This is a genomic window from Mycobacterium alsense (assembly GCF_002086635.1).
GTDB lineage: Bacteria > Actinomycetota > Actinomycetes > Mycobacteriales > Mycobacteriaceae > Mycobacterium > Mycobacterium alsense.
On sequence record NZ_MVHD01000008.1, the window covers coordinates 1 to 15,374 of the forward strand.

Sequence of the window (15,374 nt, forward strand, 5' to 3'; positions counted from 1 at the left end):
GGGTCGGCGTGGCCGGCGGGGCGGCCGGTTTGCTGTACGGCAACGGCGGTGCCGGCGGCATCGGCGGTGGTGGCGGCGGCACCACCGCCCAGGGCACCGGTGGCGTGGGCGCCTCGGGCGGCAACGGCGGGGCCGGCGCGTGGCTGTACGGCAACGGCGGCGCCGCCGGCGCCGGCGGGGCCGGCGGCCAGAATGGAGCGAGCGGGGCCGGTGGCGCCGCGGGTAGCGGCGGGACCGGTGGCAGTGCCGGGCTGATCGGCACCGGCGGGCACGGCGGCGCCGGTGGCGCGGGCGGAAACCAAACCGGCGGGCAGGGCCCGGGCGGTGCCGCCGGAAGCGGTGGCGCCGGCGGCAACGGCGGGTCGCTGTACGGCAACGGCGGCGACGGCGGGGACGGTGGGGCCGGCGGGACAAACAGCGCCGGTGGCACCAACTCCGCTGGCGGGGCGGCCGGCGACGGCGGGGCCGGCGGGCACGCCGGACTGATCGGTGCCGGCGGTAACGGCGGCAACGGCGGAATCGGCGGGGATACCAAGGGCAGGGAGACCGGCGCGGTCGGCGGCGCCGGCGGTGACGGCGGCACCGGCGGTAACGGCGGGACGCTGTTCGGCGACGCCGGGGCCGGAGGCGGCGGCGGGACCGGCGGCAGCAACACCGCGGCCCCCGGCGGCAGCGTCCACAACGGTGTCACCGGCGGTGCCGGGGGCAAAGGCGGCGACGGCGGGAGCGGCGGCAACGCCGGGCTGTTCGGCAGCGGCGGTAACGCCGGCGGCGGCGGCGACGGCGGCAACGGCGGCGGTGCTCAACTCGGTACCAACGGGGACGGCACCACCCCGGGCGGCACGGGTGGTACCGGCGGAGCCGGCGGCGCGGGCGGCAACGGCGGCAACGGCGGCCGCAGCGGGTTGCTGATCGGCAATGGCGGAAGCGCCGGCAGCGGCGGCGACGGCGGCAACGGCGGAACCGGCGGCCACGGCGGCAGCGACGGGGGCGCCGGCGGCGGCAACGGCGGCAACGGCGGCGACGGCGGCATCGGCGGTAGCGGCGGGACCGGCGCCAACGGCGCGTTGCTGTACGGCAATGGCGGCGGCGGCGGCAACGGCGGGGCCGGTGGCGACGGCGGCAACCCCGGCGCCGGCGTGGGCGGTGGGACCGCCGGCAGCACCGGCGACGGTAGTGGCGGCGGGTCGGGCGGGGCCGGCGGCGGTGCCCAGTACGTCGGCAACGGGGGTAACGGCGGTAGCGGCGGCAACGGCGGGACCGGCGCCAACCCCGGCGCCCCCGGCGCCGGGGCGCCCGGCGGCACCGGTGGGAAGCTGTACGGCGCCGCCGGCGCCCCCGGGACCTAGCCCGTCAGCTAACCCTCCGTGTACTCCACCGCCCCGTCGTCGAGCACCACCCGGGCGGGGTTGCCTTCGGCGCCGGACGCCTCGGTGCGGAACACCGCCTTGCCCGCCTCGGTGCGCCAGATCAGCGTCGTGAGCGTCTCACCGGGAAACACCGGCGAGCTGAACCGCGCGTCGATCGAGGTGACGTTGGCGGCCACACCCTTGCCCAGCTCCGCGACAAGCGCGCGCCCGGCCACCCCGTAGCTGCACAGCCCGTGCAGGATCGGCTTGGGGAACCCGGCCAGCTCGCGGGCGAACCACGGATCGCTGTGCAACGGGTTGCGGTCACCGGAGAGCCGATAGATCAGCGCCTGGTCCTCGCGGGTGGGCAGCGGGACCCGGGCGTCGGGCTCGCGGTCCGGGAACTCCGGCGCCGCGGGGCGCTGGCCCGGCTGCCCCCCGAAGCCACCCGCGCCGCGGACCACAAACGTGGTCGACGTCTCGGCGATCAGCTTGCCCGAGTCCGGGTCGGTGCCGCGGCCGCGCAGCATCACGACCGCGTTCTTGCCTTCACCCTTGTCCTGGATGTCGGCGACCTCGGTGACCACCGACAGCTTGCCCGCCGGCGGCAGCGGCGCATGCAACCGCACACCCTGCGATCCGTGTAAGAGCATGGCCCAGTTGAACGTTCCGATCTTGGCCGCCGCGCCGAACGCCGGGCAGGAGATCACCGCGTAGGTGGGCAGCACCTGCTGGGTGACGTCGTGGCTGTTCTCGGTGGTGAACGACAGGTCGTCGGTCCCGCAGCCGACGCCGAGGGCATACAGCAGCGTGTCCCGGTCGGTCCACTCGAACGGCATCGGTTCGGTCACCGCGCCGACCGCGCTCGGGTCAATCGCCATGCGGGGTCTCCTCTCGACTGATGGAATCGCGCCTTTTCGCTAGCTAACCATCGCAAACCCTTCCCCCGGGCACCGTCGGCAGGGCAGGCTATCGGCATGCGCAAGGGGAGCATCTGGAAACTAGCGGCGGTGCTCGCCGCGATGGTAATCGTCGGTGCCTGCGGCTCATCACCGCAGCAGCGCAGCATCACGCTGACGTTCATCCGGCACGCCGAGTCGGAGGCCAACGCCGACGGGGTCACCGACACCACGGTGCCGGGCCCCGGCCTCACCCCGGCGGGCAAGGGGCAGGCCGAGCAGATCGCGCACCAACTCCTCGGCAAGAACTACGACGCCGTCTACGCCTCCACCATGACGCGAGCCCAGCAGACCGCCGAGCCGTTGGCCGCCGAACTGCACAAGCGGGTGGAGGTGCTGCAGGGCATCCAGGAGATCGATGCCGGGTGGTTCGAGGGCAAGCCGAGTTCGATGGATCCCTCGACGTACCTGCTGGCACCGGCGGACTGGCTGAACGGCGACGTCCGGAACAGAATCCCGGGGTCGGTCAGCGGCAAGGAGTTCAACGACCGCTTCACCGCGGCGGTTCAGAAGATCTACGACAGCAAAAACGCCAAACCGGTGGTGTTCGGCCACAAGTTCGCCATCGAGTACTGGACGCTGATGAACGTGAAGAACGCTAGGGACGAGCTGCGGACCAAGCATCCGCTGCCCAACACCGGCCGCGTCGTGATCAGCGGCAATCCGGTGACCGGTTGGACGCTCGAGGACTGGGACGGCATCCGCGACTTCACGGGCTGATCCCGGTGTTCAAAGCGCCGGTTGACGCTGCGGCCACCAGCAGCCACGATGGCTGGCATGCGGTATGTCGTTACCGGCGGTACCGGGTTTATTGGTCGCCGCGTCGTGTCTCGCCTGGTGGAAACCCGCCCGGATGCGCAGGTTTGGGTGCTGGTACGCCGCGCGTCGCTGGGCCGCTTCGAACGCCTCGCCGCGCAGTGGGGTGACCGGGTCAAGCCCCTGGTCGGCGAGCTGCCGGAGCTGGGCGTGGCCGACGAGACCCTCGCCGAACTGGGGGCCGTCGACCACGTCGTGCACTGCGCGGCGGTCTACGACATCACCGCCGGCGAGTCCGAACAGCGGGCCGCCAACGTCGAGGGGACCGGGGCCGTCATCGACTTGGCCCGACGGCTGGGCGCCACCCTGCACCACGTGTCGTCGATCGCCGTGGCCGGCGACTTCCGCGGCGAGTACACCGAGGAGGACTTCGACGTCGGACAGCAGCTGCCGACCGCCTATCACCGGACCAAGTTCGAGGCCGAGTCGCTGGTACGGTCGGCGCCCGCGCTGCGCTACCGCGTCTACCGCCCGGCGGTGGTGGTGGGCGATTCGCGCACCGGCGAGATGGACAAGATCGACGGGCCCTACTACTTCTTCGGCGTGCTCGCCAGGCTGGCCGTGCTGCCCAGGTTCACCCCGATCCTGCTGCCCGACACCGGTCGCACCAACATCGTCCCGGTCGACTACGTCGCCGACGCGCTCGTGGCGCTCATGCACGCCGACGGGCCGGAGGGGCCAGTCGGGCGAACGTTTCACCTCACCGCGCCCAAAACCATTGGGCTGCGCGGCATTTACCGTGGCGTCGCCAAGGCGGCCGGGTTGCCACCGCTGCGCGGGTCGCTGCCCCGCTCGACGGCCGCGCCGGTGCTCGGGCTGCGCGGGCGCGCCAGGGTGCTGCGCAACATGGGGGCCACCCAGCTGGGGATTCCCCCCGAGGTCTTCGACGTCGTCGACCTGGCGCCGCAGTTCGTCAGCGAAGAGACGCGAAAGGCCTTGGCTGCCACCGGCTTTGATGGCCCTGGAGTCCCCGAGTTCGCGGACTACGCGCCCAGGCTGTGGCGCTACTGGGCCGAGCACCTGGATCCCGATCGCGCACGCCGCGCCGACCCGAAGGGGCCGCTGCGCGGCCGCCACGTCATCATCACCGGCGCGTCCAGCGGGATCGGGCGGGCGTCGGCGATCGCCGTGGCCGAGCGAGGGGCGACGGTGTTCGCGTTGGCCCGCAACGCCGACGCGCTCGATCAGCTGGTCGCCGAGATCCGCGCCAACGGCGGCGAGGCTTACGCGTTCACGTGCGACGTCACCGACTCCACGTCGGTCGACCACACCGTCAAGGACATCCTGGGGCGCTTCGGCCACGTCGACTACCTGGTGAACAACGCCGGCCGGTCGATCCGCCGCTCGGTGGTCAACTCCACCGACCGGCTGCACGATTACGAGCGGGTGATGGCGGTCAACTACTTCGGCGCGGTGCGGATGGTGCTGGCGCTGCTGCCGCACTGGCGCGAGCGCCGGTTCGGTCACGTGGTCAACGTGTCCAGCGCCGGCGTGCAGGCCCGCAATCCCAAATACAGCTCATACCTGCCCACCAAGGCCGCCCTCGACGCGTTCGCCGACGTCGTCGGGTCCGAGACGCTCTCCGACCACATCACCTTCACCAACGTCCACATGCCGCTGGTCCGCACGCCCATGATCGCGCCGTCACACCGGCTCAACCCGGTGCCCGCGATCAGCCCCGAGCGCGCGGCCGCGATGGTGGTGCGCGGCCTCGTCGACAAGCCGGCGCGCATCGACACCCCGCTGGGCACGCTCGCCGAGGCCGGCAACTACTTCGCGCCCAGGACGTCGCGGCGCATCCTGCATCAGCTGTACCTGGGCTATCCCGATTCGGCCGCGGCGCGCGGACTTCCGCCGCCGGACATGGAGGCCCGGCCGCCGAAACGCAGGCCCAAGCGCCCCGTGCGCGCCGTCACCGGCGGCATCCGGACACCCCGACCGGTCAAACGACTGGTGCGGCTGGTGCCCGGAGTGCATTGGTAACCGAGCCGACGCGTTTAGCGACGCATGGTCGGCAGTTGCTGGGGACGACGCTGACCGAGGCCGGAGCGTTGCTCGTGGGCGACGATCGTCGCACCCTGCACGGGGTTTCACCGATCCGGCCGCTCGACGGCCGCGGGCCGGCGCAGCGCGACGTCCTCGTGGTGACGTACGATTCGGGATGGCCGTAAACGCCGTCTTCGTCGATGTCGACACCGGTATCGACGACGCGCTGGCGTTGATCTACCTGCTGGCCAGTCCGGACGCGGACGTTGTGGGCATCGCCTCCACCGGCGGCAACATCCACGTGGAACAGGTCTGCGCCAACAACCTCGGCTTGCTCGAATTGTGCCGGGCCCCGGCCATACCCGTGTCCAAAGGGGCCGACGAGCCGCTGTGCGGCCGGTGGCCCCACCACTCGAAGTTCCACGGCCCCACGGGTTTGGGCTATGCCAAACTCCCCCGCACCCCCCGGATCCTCACCGGCCACGACGCCACGGAGGCGTGGCTGGCCGCGGCGCGCGCCCATCCGGGGGACCTCGTCGGGCTGGTCACCGGCCCGCTGACGAATCTGGCGCTCGCCTTGCGCGCCGAACCCGCGCTGCCGACGCAGCTACGACGGCTGGTGATCATGGGTGGCTCCTTCGGGCACGGCACGAACCCGTTGGCCGAGTGGAACATTCGGGTGGATCCCGAGGCGGCGGGCGAGGTCTTCGCCGGCTGGGCGGGGCACCAACGGCTTCCGATCGTCTGCGGTTTGGACCTCACCAGGCGCGTCGCCATGACGCCGGAGCTCCTGGCCGGGCTGGCCGGGATCGCGGGCCCGTCCCCGTTGATGTCGGTGATCGAGGATGCTATGCGGTTCTACTTCGAATCCCACGAGGACCGCGGCCACGGTTACGTCGCGTTCATGCACGATCCGCTGGCCGCGGCGGTGGCGCTGGACCCCCGCCTGGTGCCGACCCGGGCGGGAACGGTGGAGGTCGAGCTGGCGGATGTCGCTACCCGCGGGGTGACGTCCGCGTCCTGGGGGACGGGCCGAAAAGCCAACGCCCTGATCGGGGTTGACGTGGACGCCACGGCGTTCTTCGACGGGTTCATCGGGCGGGTCGGTCCGTTCGCGCGCCGGCTCGGCGGCCAGGACATCACGCGACCCGGAACTGTTCGAGGTCGGCGTGCTTGACGCTCAACCCGTGCCCGGGCGCCGACCGGTCCGGGCGCAGCACGCCGCCCGGCTCGGGATCGATGGTGCCGTCGAACGCCAAGCCTTCGATTCGCACGTGGTCGTGGAAATACTCGAGGTGGCGCAAATGCCAGACGGCGGTGCCGACCTGGCCGCTGATCTGTGGGGCGCAGTGCAGTGAGACGTCCATGCCGCGGGCGTCACACAGCGCGCCGACCTTGAGGGCTCCGGTGATGCCGAGGGCGCGGGTGACGTCGACCTGCAAGCAGTCCACCGCGCCCGCGGCGAGCATGCGGTGAAAGTAGGGCAGGTGATATCCGTATTCGCCTGCGGCGATGTCCATTCCGGGGGGCCCCTGCTCGCACAGCTGGTGCAAGCCGTCGAGGTCGTCGGAGGTCACCGGCTCCTCGAACCAGCGCACGTCGTGCTCGGCGAAGCGCTGCGCCCACAGCAGGGCCTGTTTGCGGGTGTATGCGCCGTTGGCGTCGACGAACAACTCGGTGTCGCCGATCGCCGATCGGGCGGCCGCAACCCGGCCGATGTCGGCGTCGGGATCGCGGCCCACCTTCATCTTGACGCGGGGAATGCCGGCCTCCACCCAGCCGCACAACTGGGCGCGCAACGTCTCGTTGTCGTACGAGGTGAATCCCCCGCTGCCGTAGATCGGTGTGCTGTCGTGAACGGCCCCGAGCGCGATGACCAACGGCTCACCCAGCAGGCGGGCACGCAGGTCCCACAGCGCGATGTCGACGGCCGAGATCGCCTCGGCGGCCAGGCCGGGCTTGCCCAGGTTGCGCACCGCGCGCTGCATCTGGGCCCACCGGGCCGGGGGTTGCAGCGCATCCGCACCGGCAAGGACGCCGGCCAGCTTGGAACGCACGACGGTGGCCACGGCCGTGCCGCCGTAGGTGTAGCCGATTCCGAGCTCACCGCCGGCCCGCACGCCGACCAGGATGAACGTCGTCGAGTCCCACTCCAGCGTGCCGTCCGACTCCGGCGCGTCGGTCGGGATGGAGTAGGCCGAGGTCTCCACGGATTCGATCTCGATCGGTTCGCTCGCACGCAACGCCATGCCGGGTGACTACCCGCGCGCAACCCGGGTATGCGCCGCGGCCGGGACCGTCCGGAAAACGAAGGCCCTGCGGCCTATTTGACCAGAGCGAATCGACCGACGTTGGAGATGCCTTTGCGGAAAAGCTGCGCGCAGCCGGTCAGATAGCGCAGGTAGCGGTCGTAGACTTCGTCGGACTGAATGGCGATCGCGCGCTCGCGGTTGGCCCGCAGATTTTCCGCCCAGGTGTCCACGGTCCGTATGTAGTGCGGCCGCAGTAGTTCGATTTCTTCCACCGAAAAGCCGCCGGCCTCGGAGTACTCCAGGACGTCGTGCTTGCCCGGCATCTCCCCTCCCGGGAAGATCTCGGTGCGCAGAAAACGGAAAACCGCAGATCGCTCATCGTCAATGTGATGCCGTGCTCGCGCATGTAGCGCTGAGGATAGGAAAAGATGCTGTGTGGTTGCGGCTCAGCGTGATACCGATGACATCGACGTCGTACTTCTCGACGGCCCGGACCAGGGCCGAACCCAGCCGCAGCCGATGTCGGGCACCGTCATTCCCGGCTCGAGCTTGAGCTTGTCCAGCGCCAGATCCAACTTGGCGGTTTGGGCCTCTTCGAGTGTCATCCCGTCGCGCTTGAAGTACGCGTGTAAGTCATTGGGGGGTCTAAGAATAACGAGAAGAACTCATCCGATATGTCGTAGGTCGACTGAGAGTCCGCATAGAACGGCTTTAGCGCGGTCATGGCGATCACCCCGTAGCCAACTCACCCTGGAAACCAACGGGCGCACCGATTTCAACCTCCAGAAGCGCCGTGGCGCTTGGCGATTCGCGTAAAAATCCCGCGCTCCACGCGATCGCGGAGCGGAAGGTCTCGATGGCCTGGCTCATGACGCTCTCCTGATCAAGCGGCGCCCCAGAAATCCGGTGATGGGTGGTCGTCCTGCAGGCCGAAGACCGGCCTGTTTCTTTCCCAACCCAGACGCAGCGCCGTGTCAACGGGCGGCGGCTGACGAGGTGGTGCCCGCCGGCGGACACGGGGCGAAGCACCCGCACCGTCCTGCGTCCCCGGCGAACGGTCCCGACCGGAATCGTCGTCGACGAATCGAGGCACGCCGGACGGGGTATGCGCGGCAGAAGGCGAAGGAAACCGATGAGCGACATACCCCCACTGGCCCGGCAGTTCCCACCACAGGTGCTCCGGCAGTACAGCCTGCTCGCGGACGGCGAACGCGGGATCGTGGTGGGCCCGCGCGGCGACTTCTGCTGGATGTGCTTGCCGCGCTGGGACAGTCCGGCGGCCTTCAACTCGCTGCTCGGCGGTGGCGGGGTGTACGCCGTGGCACCCGACCCACCGCGCTTCGTCTGGGGCGGCCGTTACGAGCGGCGGTCCCTGATCTGGCGGTCGCGCTGGGTGACCACCGACGGCATCGTCGAATGCCGCGAGGCGTTGGCGTTTCCCGGCGACCCGCACACCGCCGTGGTGCTGCGCCGCATCCGCGCCCTGGACGGGCCGGCGCGCGTCCGGGTCGCGCTCGACCTCCGTGCGGACTTCGGCGCCGATGACATGCGGGACCTGTCGCACACCGACGCTATTTGGACGGGACGGTCGGGTCCGCTGCGGTTCCGCTGGGCCGGCGCGGGTGCCGCCCGCCGCTGCGACGACGGCTCGCTGCAGGGGGTTGTCGACGTCGCCCCGGGCACCCAGCACGACCTGGTGCTGGAGCTGTCGGACCGGGACCTGGGTCGACACCCCGCCGGCGCCGACGACGCGTGGGCGGACACCGAACGGGCGTGGGCGCGCGCCGTTCCGGAGTTCTCCGGCACCCTCGCGGATGTGGACGTGGGGACCGCGTATGCCGTGCTGCGCGGCCTGACCAGCGGCGGCGGCGGCATGGTCGCGGCGGCGACGATGTCGCTGCCGGAACGGGCCGAACAGGGCCGCAACTACGACTACCGGTACTGCTGGATTCGCGACCAGTGCTACACCGGGCAGGCCATCGCGTCGGCCGGCGCGCACCCGTTGCTCGACGACACGGTCCGCTTCGTCACCGAACGGGTGCTCGCCGACGGGCCCGAGTTGCGTCCGGCCTACACCGTCACCGGGACGGCCCTGCCCGAGGAGCGGGAGCTCGACCTGCCCGGCTATCCCGGCGCCGTCACCCAGCTCGGCAACTCGGTGACCGGCCAGTTCCAGCTCGATGTGTATGGGGAGGCGCTGCTGCTGCTGGCGGCGGCCGGCCGGCTGGACCGCCTCGACGGCGCGCGGTGGCGCGCCGCCCAAACGCTGGTGGACGCGATCGGGCGGCGGTGGCGCAAACCGGACGCCGGCGTCTGGGAACTCGGCAACCGCCACTGGGCGGAGTCGCGGCTCATCTGCGCGGCGGGACTGCGGCGCATCGCGGAGGTGGCCCCGGCGCGCGAGCGGGCCGAGTGGGATGGGCTGGCCGGCCGTCTGGTGACCGACGCGAATTCGGACTGCCTGCACCCCTCGGGGAGATGGCAACGCGCACCCGATGATTCGCGCATCGACGCGGCGCTGCTGCTGCCCTCGATTCGGGGAGCCGTTCCGGCCGACGACCCGCGCAGCATCGCGACCCTCGAAGCGGTGCGTTCCGATCTCGGCCGGCACGGCTTCGTGTACCGGTTCCGCCCCGACGAGCGGCCACTCGGCGAGGCCGAGGGCGCCTTTTTGCTGTGCGGATTCCTGATGGCGCTGGCCGATCATCAGCAGGGCAACACCGTGGCGGCCGTGCGCTGGTTCGAGCGCAACCGCACGGCCTGCGGTCCACCCGGTTTGTTCGCCGAGGAATTCGACATCGGACAGCGTCAGCTGCGCGGCAACCTGCCGCAGGCCTTCGTGCATGCCCTGCTGTTGGAAGCCGCGCACCGGCTCGCCGACGCCAGCGGCCGCTGCGTTGGCACCGGCACCGGATGACTCGCAGTTTGGGCTGTTTGACGGCGGTCGCGCCGGGTAAGCACCGATCGTGACCCTCGGCAACCGTTGCCACGGGCACTTACGGACTCGACAGCGACTTGGCCGCTGGCCGGATTGAAGGAGCGATCATGCCGAAAACCGCCGACTTCATCGTCGACCGCCTACGCCAGTGGGGCATTCACCGGATCTTCGGATATCCCGGGGACGGGATCTTGTCGATGCTCGGCGCCCTCGACCGGGCCGGCGGCGACCCGGAATTGATCCAGCCGCGCCACGAGGAGATGGCCGCGTTCATGGCGACCGGGCACGCCAAGTTCACCGGTGAGATCGGTTGCTGCCTGGCCACCTCCGGCGGCGGCGCGATCCACCTGCTCAACGGCCTCTACGACGCGAAGCTCGACCACCACCCCGTGGTCGCCATCGTCGGCCAGCAGAAGCGGATGTCGCTGGGCGCGGCCTTCCAGCAGGAGATCGACCCGCTGTCGCTGTACAAGGACGTCTCGTCGGACTTCGTGCAGATCTGCATGGCACCGGAGCAGGCGCGGCAACTCGTCGACCGGGCGTGCAAGGTGGCGCTGAACAACCGGACGGTGGCGACGATCATCCTGCCCGAGGATGTGGGCGAGTCCGAGGCCGTGCCCTCCCCGCCGCGGATGCACGGGGCGGTGTACACCAGCGTCGGCTGGACCAAGCCGAGGGTGATTCCGCCGCAATCCGAACTGGAGAAGGCGGCCCAGATCCTCAACGAGGGCAAGAAGGTCGCGATGGTCGTCGGGCAGGGCGCCGTCGAGGCCGTCGACGAGGTCATTCAGGCGGCCGAGTTACTCGGCGCGGGAGTTGCCAAGACCTCCCTGGGCCGCGCCGTGCTCGCCGACGACCTGCCGTACGTCACCGGGCCCATCGGGCTGCTGGGCTCCACCGCCAGCCACGCCATGATGTCCGACGCCGACACCCTGTTCTTCGTCGGCACCAGCTTCCCCTACGCCGAATGGCTGCCCGAGGAGGGGCAGTGCCGCGGCGTGGAGATCAACCTCGACGGGAAGATGATCGGGACCCGGTACCCGATGGAGGCCAATCTCGTCGGGGATTCCAAAAGCACGCTGCACGAATTGGTTCCGCTGCTGAAACGCAAGGACGACCGGTCGTGGCGAGACAAGATCGAAACAGAGGTTTCCGAGTGGTGGGCGGTGCTGGACAAGCGCGCGCACGACAAGGCCGACCCGCTGAATCCCGAACTGGTGGCCCACGAGCTGTCAAAGCGGCTGCCGGACAACGCGATCCTGACCACGGACGCGGGTTCGGTCGCCAACTGGTGGGCGCGGCACCTGAAGATGCGCCCGGGGATGGCCGCGTCGCTGGCCGGAAACCTGGCCACGATGGGGCCGGGGACGCCGTATGCGATTGCCGCCAAGTTCGCCCACCCCGGCCGCCCGGTGATCGCGCTCATCGGAGATGGCGTGTTCCAGATGAACGGCCTGGCCGAGATGATCACCGTCAAGCGCTACAAGGATCGGCTCTCCGACGGCCCGCTGATCTTCTGTGTGTTCAACAACGAAGACCTCAACCAGGTGACCTGGGAGCAGCGCGCGATGGGCGGTGAGCCGAAATTCGAGGGCTCACAGTACATTCCGGATGTCCCCTACGCCGAGTTCGCCAAGCTGCTCGGGCTGACCGGCATCCGTTGTGACGACCCGAAGAAGATCGGCGAGGCCTGGGACCAGGCGCTGGCGGCCAGCGGTCCGGTGGTGCTGGAGGTGGTCGTCGACAAGGACATCCCGCCGGTCCCGCCGCACATCAAGAAGATGATGGCGAAGAAGACCGCCAAGGCGGTCCGGAAGGATCCGGACCGCGTGAGCATCGGCAAGAAGGGCGCCAAGCAGAAGATGCACGAGTTCACCGAGTCGATCAAGAGCGTCGGCGGCCGGAGCGAACAGGAATGAGCCTGCTGCGGGCCGACCGGTCGCGGACCATTCCGGCCCGCCCCGACACGCGCTTCGCCGCCGGAATGGCCAGCGTCGACAAGGTCAACGTCACCGGCCTGGAAAGCCAGCTCCGCCGGCACGTCAGCGGCGAGGTGCGGTTCGACACCGCGTCGTTGGCGATGTACGCCAACGACGCCTCGAACTTCCGCCAGGTTCCGATCGGGGTGGTGGTCCCCGAGACGCTGGAGGATGTCGTGCAAACGGTCCGGGCCTGCCACGCCTACCACGCCCCGGTCCTGTGCCGCGGCGGCGGCACCAGCCTGTCCGGGGAGACCGTCAACGTGGCGGTGGTGATCGACTTTTCGAAGTACCTCACCGACATCATCGACATCGACCCGCAGAACCGCCTGGCCACCGTGCAGACCGGGGTGATCAACGAACAGCTCAACAAGGCCACCGGCGAACACGGGCTGGTGTTCGGCCCCGACCCGTCGTCGCATTCGCGGTGCACCCTGGGCGGCAACATCGGCAACAACTCCTGTGGCGTGCACTCGGTGCAGTCCCGCTTCTACGGGCCGGGGCCGCGCACCTCCGACAACACCCACGAGCTCGACATCGTCACCTATGACGGTGCCCGATTCACCGTCGGCGTCGACGAGGAAAAAGACCTCGACGCGATCATCGCCGCCGGCGGTCGAAAGGGCGAAATCTACGCCGCGCTAAGGGATTTGCGTGACGAGTACGCCGACGACATCCGCAACGGCTTCGCCGATGTGGCCGATGTGCCGCGGCGGGTGTCGGGCTACAACCTCGACGAGCTGCTCCCCGAGCGGGGCTTCAACGTCGCCCGCGCGCTGGTGGGGACCGAGAGCACCTGCGCGGTGGCGCTGACCGCCACCGTCATGCTCACCCCGGCCATGCTGCATCGCACCGTGGTCGTGGTGGAGTTCGACTCGCTCGGCGCGGCGGGCGACCTCGCCCCGGAGATGATGGAGTGGAAGCCGATCGGGCTCGAGGCCGTCGACCACATGCTGGTGCACGACCAGGAACTCACCGGGGCCAATGCCGCCGGGCGGGCCGCGCTGCCGCGCCCGGATTCCACCGGGGCCTGGCTGATGGTGCAGTTCGGGTCCGATGAGCCGCACGAATCCCTCGAGCGCGCAGAGGAATTCGTGCGCTGGTTGAAGAAGAAGAAACACATCGAGGACGACCGCATCGTGCTGGCCCGCGCCAAGCAGGACGGCGGGAACAGCTCCGAGCTGTGGGCGATCCGCGAGGCCGGGCTCGGGTCCACCGCGTTTCCGGTCGACAGCGGAAATCACTGGCCGGGCTGGGAGGACTCCGCGGTCCCGTGGCGGCGGGTCGGTGACTACGTGCGCGACCTGCAGCGGCTCTATGCCAAGCACAACCTGCGCGGCGCCATGTACGGCCACCTCGGGGAGGGCTGCATCCACTCCCGGGTCGGCTTCGACCTGCGCCACAAGGACGGGCTGGTCAACTACCGCACGTTCATGGAGGAGGCCGGCGACCTGGTCGCGTCCTACGGCGGGTCGATGTCCGGGGAGCACGGCGACGGCCAGCAGCGCGCCGAGCTGCTGCACAAGCAGTACGGGCCACGGCTGATGGAAGCCATGCGCAAGTTCAAGCTGATCTGGGATCCCGAGTGGAAGATGAACCCCGGGAAGGTGATCGACCCGTACCGCTTCGACGAGAACCTCAAGCTCGGCACCGACTACAACCCGCCGCGGCCCAAGGTGAAATTCGCCTATACCGAAGACCACGGCGACTTCTCACATGCGGCGCTGCGCTGCGTCGGCGTCGGCAAGTGCCGGGTCCCGGAGGCGCAGGACACCATGTGCCCCAGCTACCAGGTGACCAAGGAGGAGAAGCACTCGACCCGCGGGCGGGCCCGGCTGTTGTTCGAGATGCTGCGCGGCGAGGTGATCACCGACGGCTGGCAGTCCAACGAGGTCGCCGATGCGCTGGACCTGTGCCTGGCCTGCAAGGGCTGCACCAGCGACTGCCCGGTGGACGTGGACATACCGACCTACAAGGCGGAGTTCCTCTACCACCACTTCCGCTCGCTGCGCCGCTGGCGGCCGCGCTATGCCTACGCGTTCGGGTTCATCGACCAGGCCGCGCGGCTGGCCAGTGCGGTGCCGGAGCTGGCGAATTTCGCGACCCAGACGCCCGGGATTTCCCGAATCGCCAAGGCCCTCGGCGGGATCGACCGGCATCGGCCGCTGCCCACCTTTGCGCCGATGACGCTGCAACAGTGGTTCGCCGCGCGTCCGGTCGTCAACGCCTCCGGGCCGCGGGTGATCCTGTTTCCCGACACCTTCAACAACCGCCTGCACACCGACGTCGGCGTCGCATGCGTCGAGGCGATCGAGGCGGCCGGGTGGCGGGTGATCATGCCCACCGGGCACATCTGCTGCGGCCGCCCGCTGTACGACTACGGCTTCCTCGACGTCGCCGAGCACTACCTACACGACGTTCTGGAGCAGTTGCGCAGCGAAATACGCGCCGGCACACCGGTCGTCGGGATGGAGCCGAGCTGCCTGGCGGTCTTCAAGGACGAGCTCAAGAAGCTGCTGCCGCACGACGACGACGCGGACCGCCTGGTGCGCAACAGCTATCACTTCGCGCAGTTCTTCACGGAGTTCGACGTCGAGGTGCCCAAGGTGTCGACCGCGCGGGCGCTGCTGTGGGGTCACTGCCACCAGCGGGCCACCGGCGGTGTCGACGCCGACCAGCAGGTCCTGCAGAAGATGGGCATCGACGTGGAACCGGTTTCCGGCGGGTGCTGCGGGCTGGCCGGCTCGTGGGGATTCGAGCAAGGCAAGTACCGACTTTCGCTCGACTGCGGTGAGCAGGCTTTGCTGCCGGCGATCCGGAAGAACCCGGATGCGCTGGTGGTGGCCAACGGGTTCTCCTGCCAGACGCAGATCAGCGACTCCGGTTCGGCGGACGCGCTGCACCTGGGTCAAATCATGGCCATGGCGAAAAGCTCGGCCGACATCGGATCCGCGGCGGCGCCGGGCCGGCCCGAACCCAGCCCACGGAAGCGCGTTGCCCGCGTGGCCGTGCCGGTGGCGGCGCTGGGCGCGACCGCACTGGCCGGGGTGGCTGCGGCGCGAAAGCTCTGGCCCGCAAGCGATTAGGAGGGAACC

11 protein-coding genes and 1 pseudogene are annotated in these 15,374 nt (G+C 70.0%); 8 read left to right on the forward strand and 4 right to left on the reverse strand.

The window, feature by feature from the left end; all coding sequences use genetic code 11:
• The first annotated feature begins 8 nt into the window (after positions 1-8).
• On the forward strand, positions 9-1,349 hold the full coding sequence (locus BST11_RS27555) for a hypothetical protein (RefSeq protein ID WP_483406802.1): 1,341 nt from the start codon (positions 9-11) through the stop codon (positions 1,347-1,349).
• A gap of 8 nt (positions 1,350-1,357) precedes the next feature.
• Here the strand turns inward: BST11_RS27555 and BST11_RS07160 are convergent, their stop codons facing one another.
• Positions 1,358-2,230 carry a MaoC family dehydratase gene (locus BST11_RS07160; RefSeq protein WP_083137265.1) on the reverse strand — a complete coding sequence of 291 codons (873 nt, stop codon included), beginning with the start codon at positions 2,228-2,230 and terminating at the stop codon, positions 1,358-1,360.
• Between the two features lie 96 nt (positions 2,231-2,326).
• Between BST11_RS07160 and BST11_RS07165 the strand changes: the two genes are divergently transcribed.
• Genes BST11_RS07165 through BST11_RS07180 form a run of 4 tightly spaced genes read left to right on the forward strand, consistent with a single transcriptional unit; the run spans position 2,327 to position 6,287 of the window.
• Positions 2,327-3,028, forward strand: a complete 702-nt coding sequence (locus tag BST11_RS07165; RefSeq protein ID WP_083137266.1) for a histidine phosphatase family protein — start codon at positions 2,327-2,329, stop codon at positions 3,026-3,028.
• A 57-nt stretch (positions 3,029-3,085) separates the two neighbouring features.
• Positions 3,086-5,107: an SDR family oxidoreductase gene (locus BST11_RS07170; RefSeq protein WP_083137267.1), complete on the forward strand. Its 2,022-nt coding sequence runs from the start codon at positions 3,086-3,088 to the stop codon at positions 5,105-5,107.
• A complete protein-coding gene (locus BST11_RS07175; RefSeq protein ID WP_083137268.1) occupies positions 5,101-5,295 on the forward strand; it encodes a 2OG-Fe dioxygenase family protein in 195 nt (64 codons plus the stop codon). Before BST11_RS07170 ends, BST11_RS07175 begins: the two co-directional genes overlap by 7 nt.
• Positions 5,286-6,287 carry a nucleoside hydrolase gene (locus tag BST11_RS07180; RefSeq protein WP_083137269.1) on the forward strand — a complete coding sequence of 334 codons (1,002 nt, stop codon included), beginning with the start codon at positions 5,286-5,288 and terminating at the stop codon, positions 6,285-6,287. Before BST11_RS07175 ends, BST11_RS07180 begins: the two co-directional genes overlap by 10 nt.
• Here the strand turns inward: BST11_RS07180 and BST11_RS07185 are convergent.
• The 3 genes and pseudogenes from BST11_RS07185 to BST11_RS27560 all read right to left on the reverse strand — a co-directional run bounded on the left by BST11_RS07185 (position 6,250) and on the right by BST11_RS27560 (position 8,232).
• Positions 6,250-7,359 carry an enolase C-terminal domain-like protein gene (locus tag BST11_RS07185; protein ID WP_083137270.1) on the reverse strand — a complete coding sequence of 370 codons (1,110 nt, stop codon included), beginning with the start codon at positions 7,357-7,359 and terminating at the stop codon, positions 6,250-6,252. The two genes, BST11_RS07180 and BST11_RS07185, sit on opposite strands and share 38 nt — an antisense overlap.
• A gap of 74 nt (positions 7,360-7,433) precedes the next feature.
• A pseudogene (locus BST11_RS28405) lies at positions 7,434-8,086 on the reverse strand (class I SAM-dependent methyltransferase).
• Between the two features lie 5 nt (positions 8,087-8,091).
• Positions 8,092-8,232 (reverse strand): hypothetical protein, encoded by a 141-nt coding sequence (locus tag BST11_RS27560; RefSeq protein WP_158086771.1) that lies wholly within the window; start codon positions 8,230-8,232, stop codon positions 8,092-8,094.
• Between the two features lie 262 nt (positions 8,233-8,494).
• Between BST11_RS27560 and BST11_RS07195 the strand changes: the two genes are divergently transcribed.
• The 3 genes from BST11_RS07195 (at position 8,495) to BST11_RS07205 (ending at position 15,365) form a co-directional block, all read left to right on the forward strand.
• On the forward strand, positions 8,495-10,279 hold the full coding sequence (locus BST11_RS07195; protein WP_083137271.1) for a glycoside hydrolase family 15 protein: 1,785 nt from the start codon (positions 8,495-8,497) through the stop codon (positions 10,277-10,279).
• 128 nt (positions 10,280-10,407) lie between these two features.
• Positions 10,408-12,219 (forward strand): thiamine pyrophosphate-requiring protein, encoded by a 1,812-nt coding sequence (locus BST11_RS07200; RefSeq protein ID WP_083137272.1) that lies wholly within the window; start codon positions 10,408-10,410, stop codon positions 12,217-12,219.
• Positions 12,216-15,365, forward strand: a complete 3,150-nt coding sequence (locus BST11_RS07205; protein WP_083137273.1) for an FAD-binding and (Fe-S)-binding domain-containing protein — start codon at positions 12,216-12,218, stop codon at positions 15,363-15,365. The genes BST11_RS07200 and BST11_RS07205 overlap by 4 nt, the downstream gene beginning before the upstream one ends.
• The last annotated feature ends 9 nt before the right edge of the window (positions 15,366-15,374 follow it).

Coding starts and splice junctions, on each gene's coding strand:
- BST11_RS07205 (WP_083137273.1), top strand. CDS start 12,216: ATGAGCCTGCTGCGGGCCGACCGGTCGCGGACCATTCCGGCCCGCCCC.
- BST11_RS07200 (WP_083137272.1), top strand. CDS start 10,408: ATGCCGAAAACCGCCGACTTCATCGTCGACCGCCTACGCCAGTGGGGC.
- BST11_RS07185 (WP_083137270.1), bottom strand. CDS start 7,359: ATGGCGTTGCGTGCGAGCGAACCGATCGAGATCGAATCCGTGGAGACC.
- BST11_RS07170 (WP_083137267.1), top strand. CDS start 3,086: ATGCGGTATGTCGTTACCGGCGGTACCGGGTTTATTGGTCGCCGCGTC.
- BST11_RS07160 (WP_083137265.1), bottom strand. CDS start 2,230: ATGGCGATTGACCCGAGCGCGGTCGGCGCGGTGACCGAACCGATGCCG.
- BST11_RS07195 (WP_083137271.1), top strand. CDS start 8,495: ATGAGCGACATACCCCCACTGGCCCGGCAGTTCCCACCACAGGTGCTC.
- BST11_RS27560 (WP_158086771.1), bottom strand. CDS start 8,232: ATGAGCCAGGCCATCGAGACCTTCCGCTCCGCGATCGCGTGGAGCGCG.
- BST11_RS07180 (WP_083137269.1), top strand. CDS start 5,286: ATGGCCGTAAACGCCGTCTTCGTCGATGTCGACACCGGTATCGACGAC.
- BST11_RS07165 (WP_083137266.1), top strand. CDS start 2,327: ATGCGCAAGGGGAGCATCTGGAAACTAGCGGCGGTGCTCGCCGCGATG.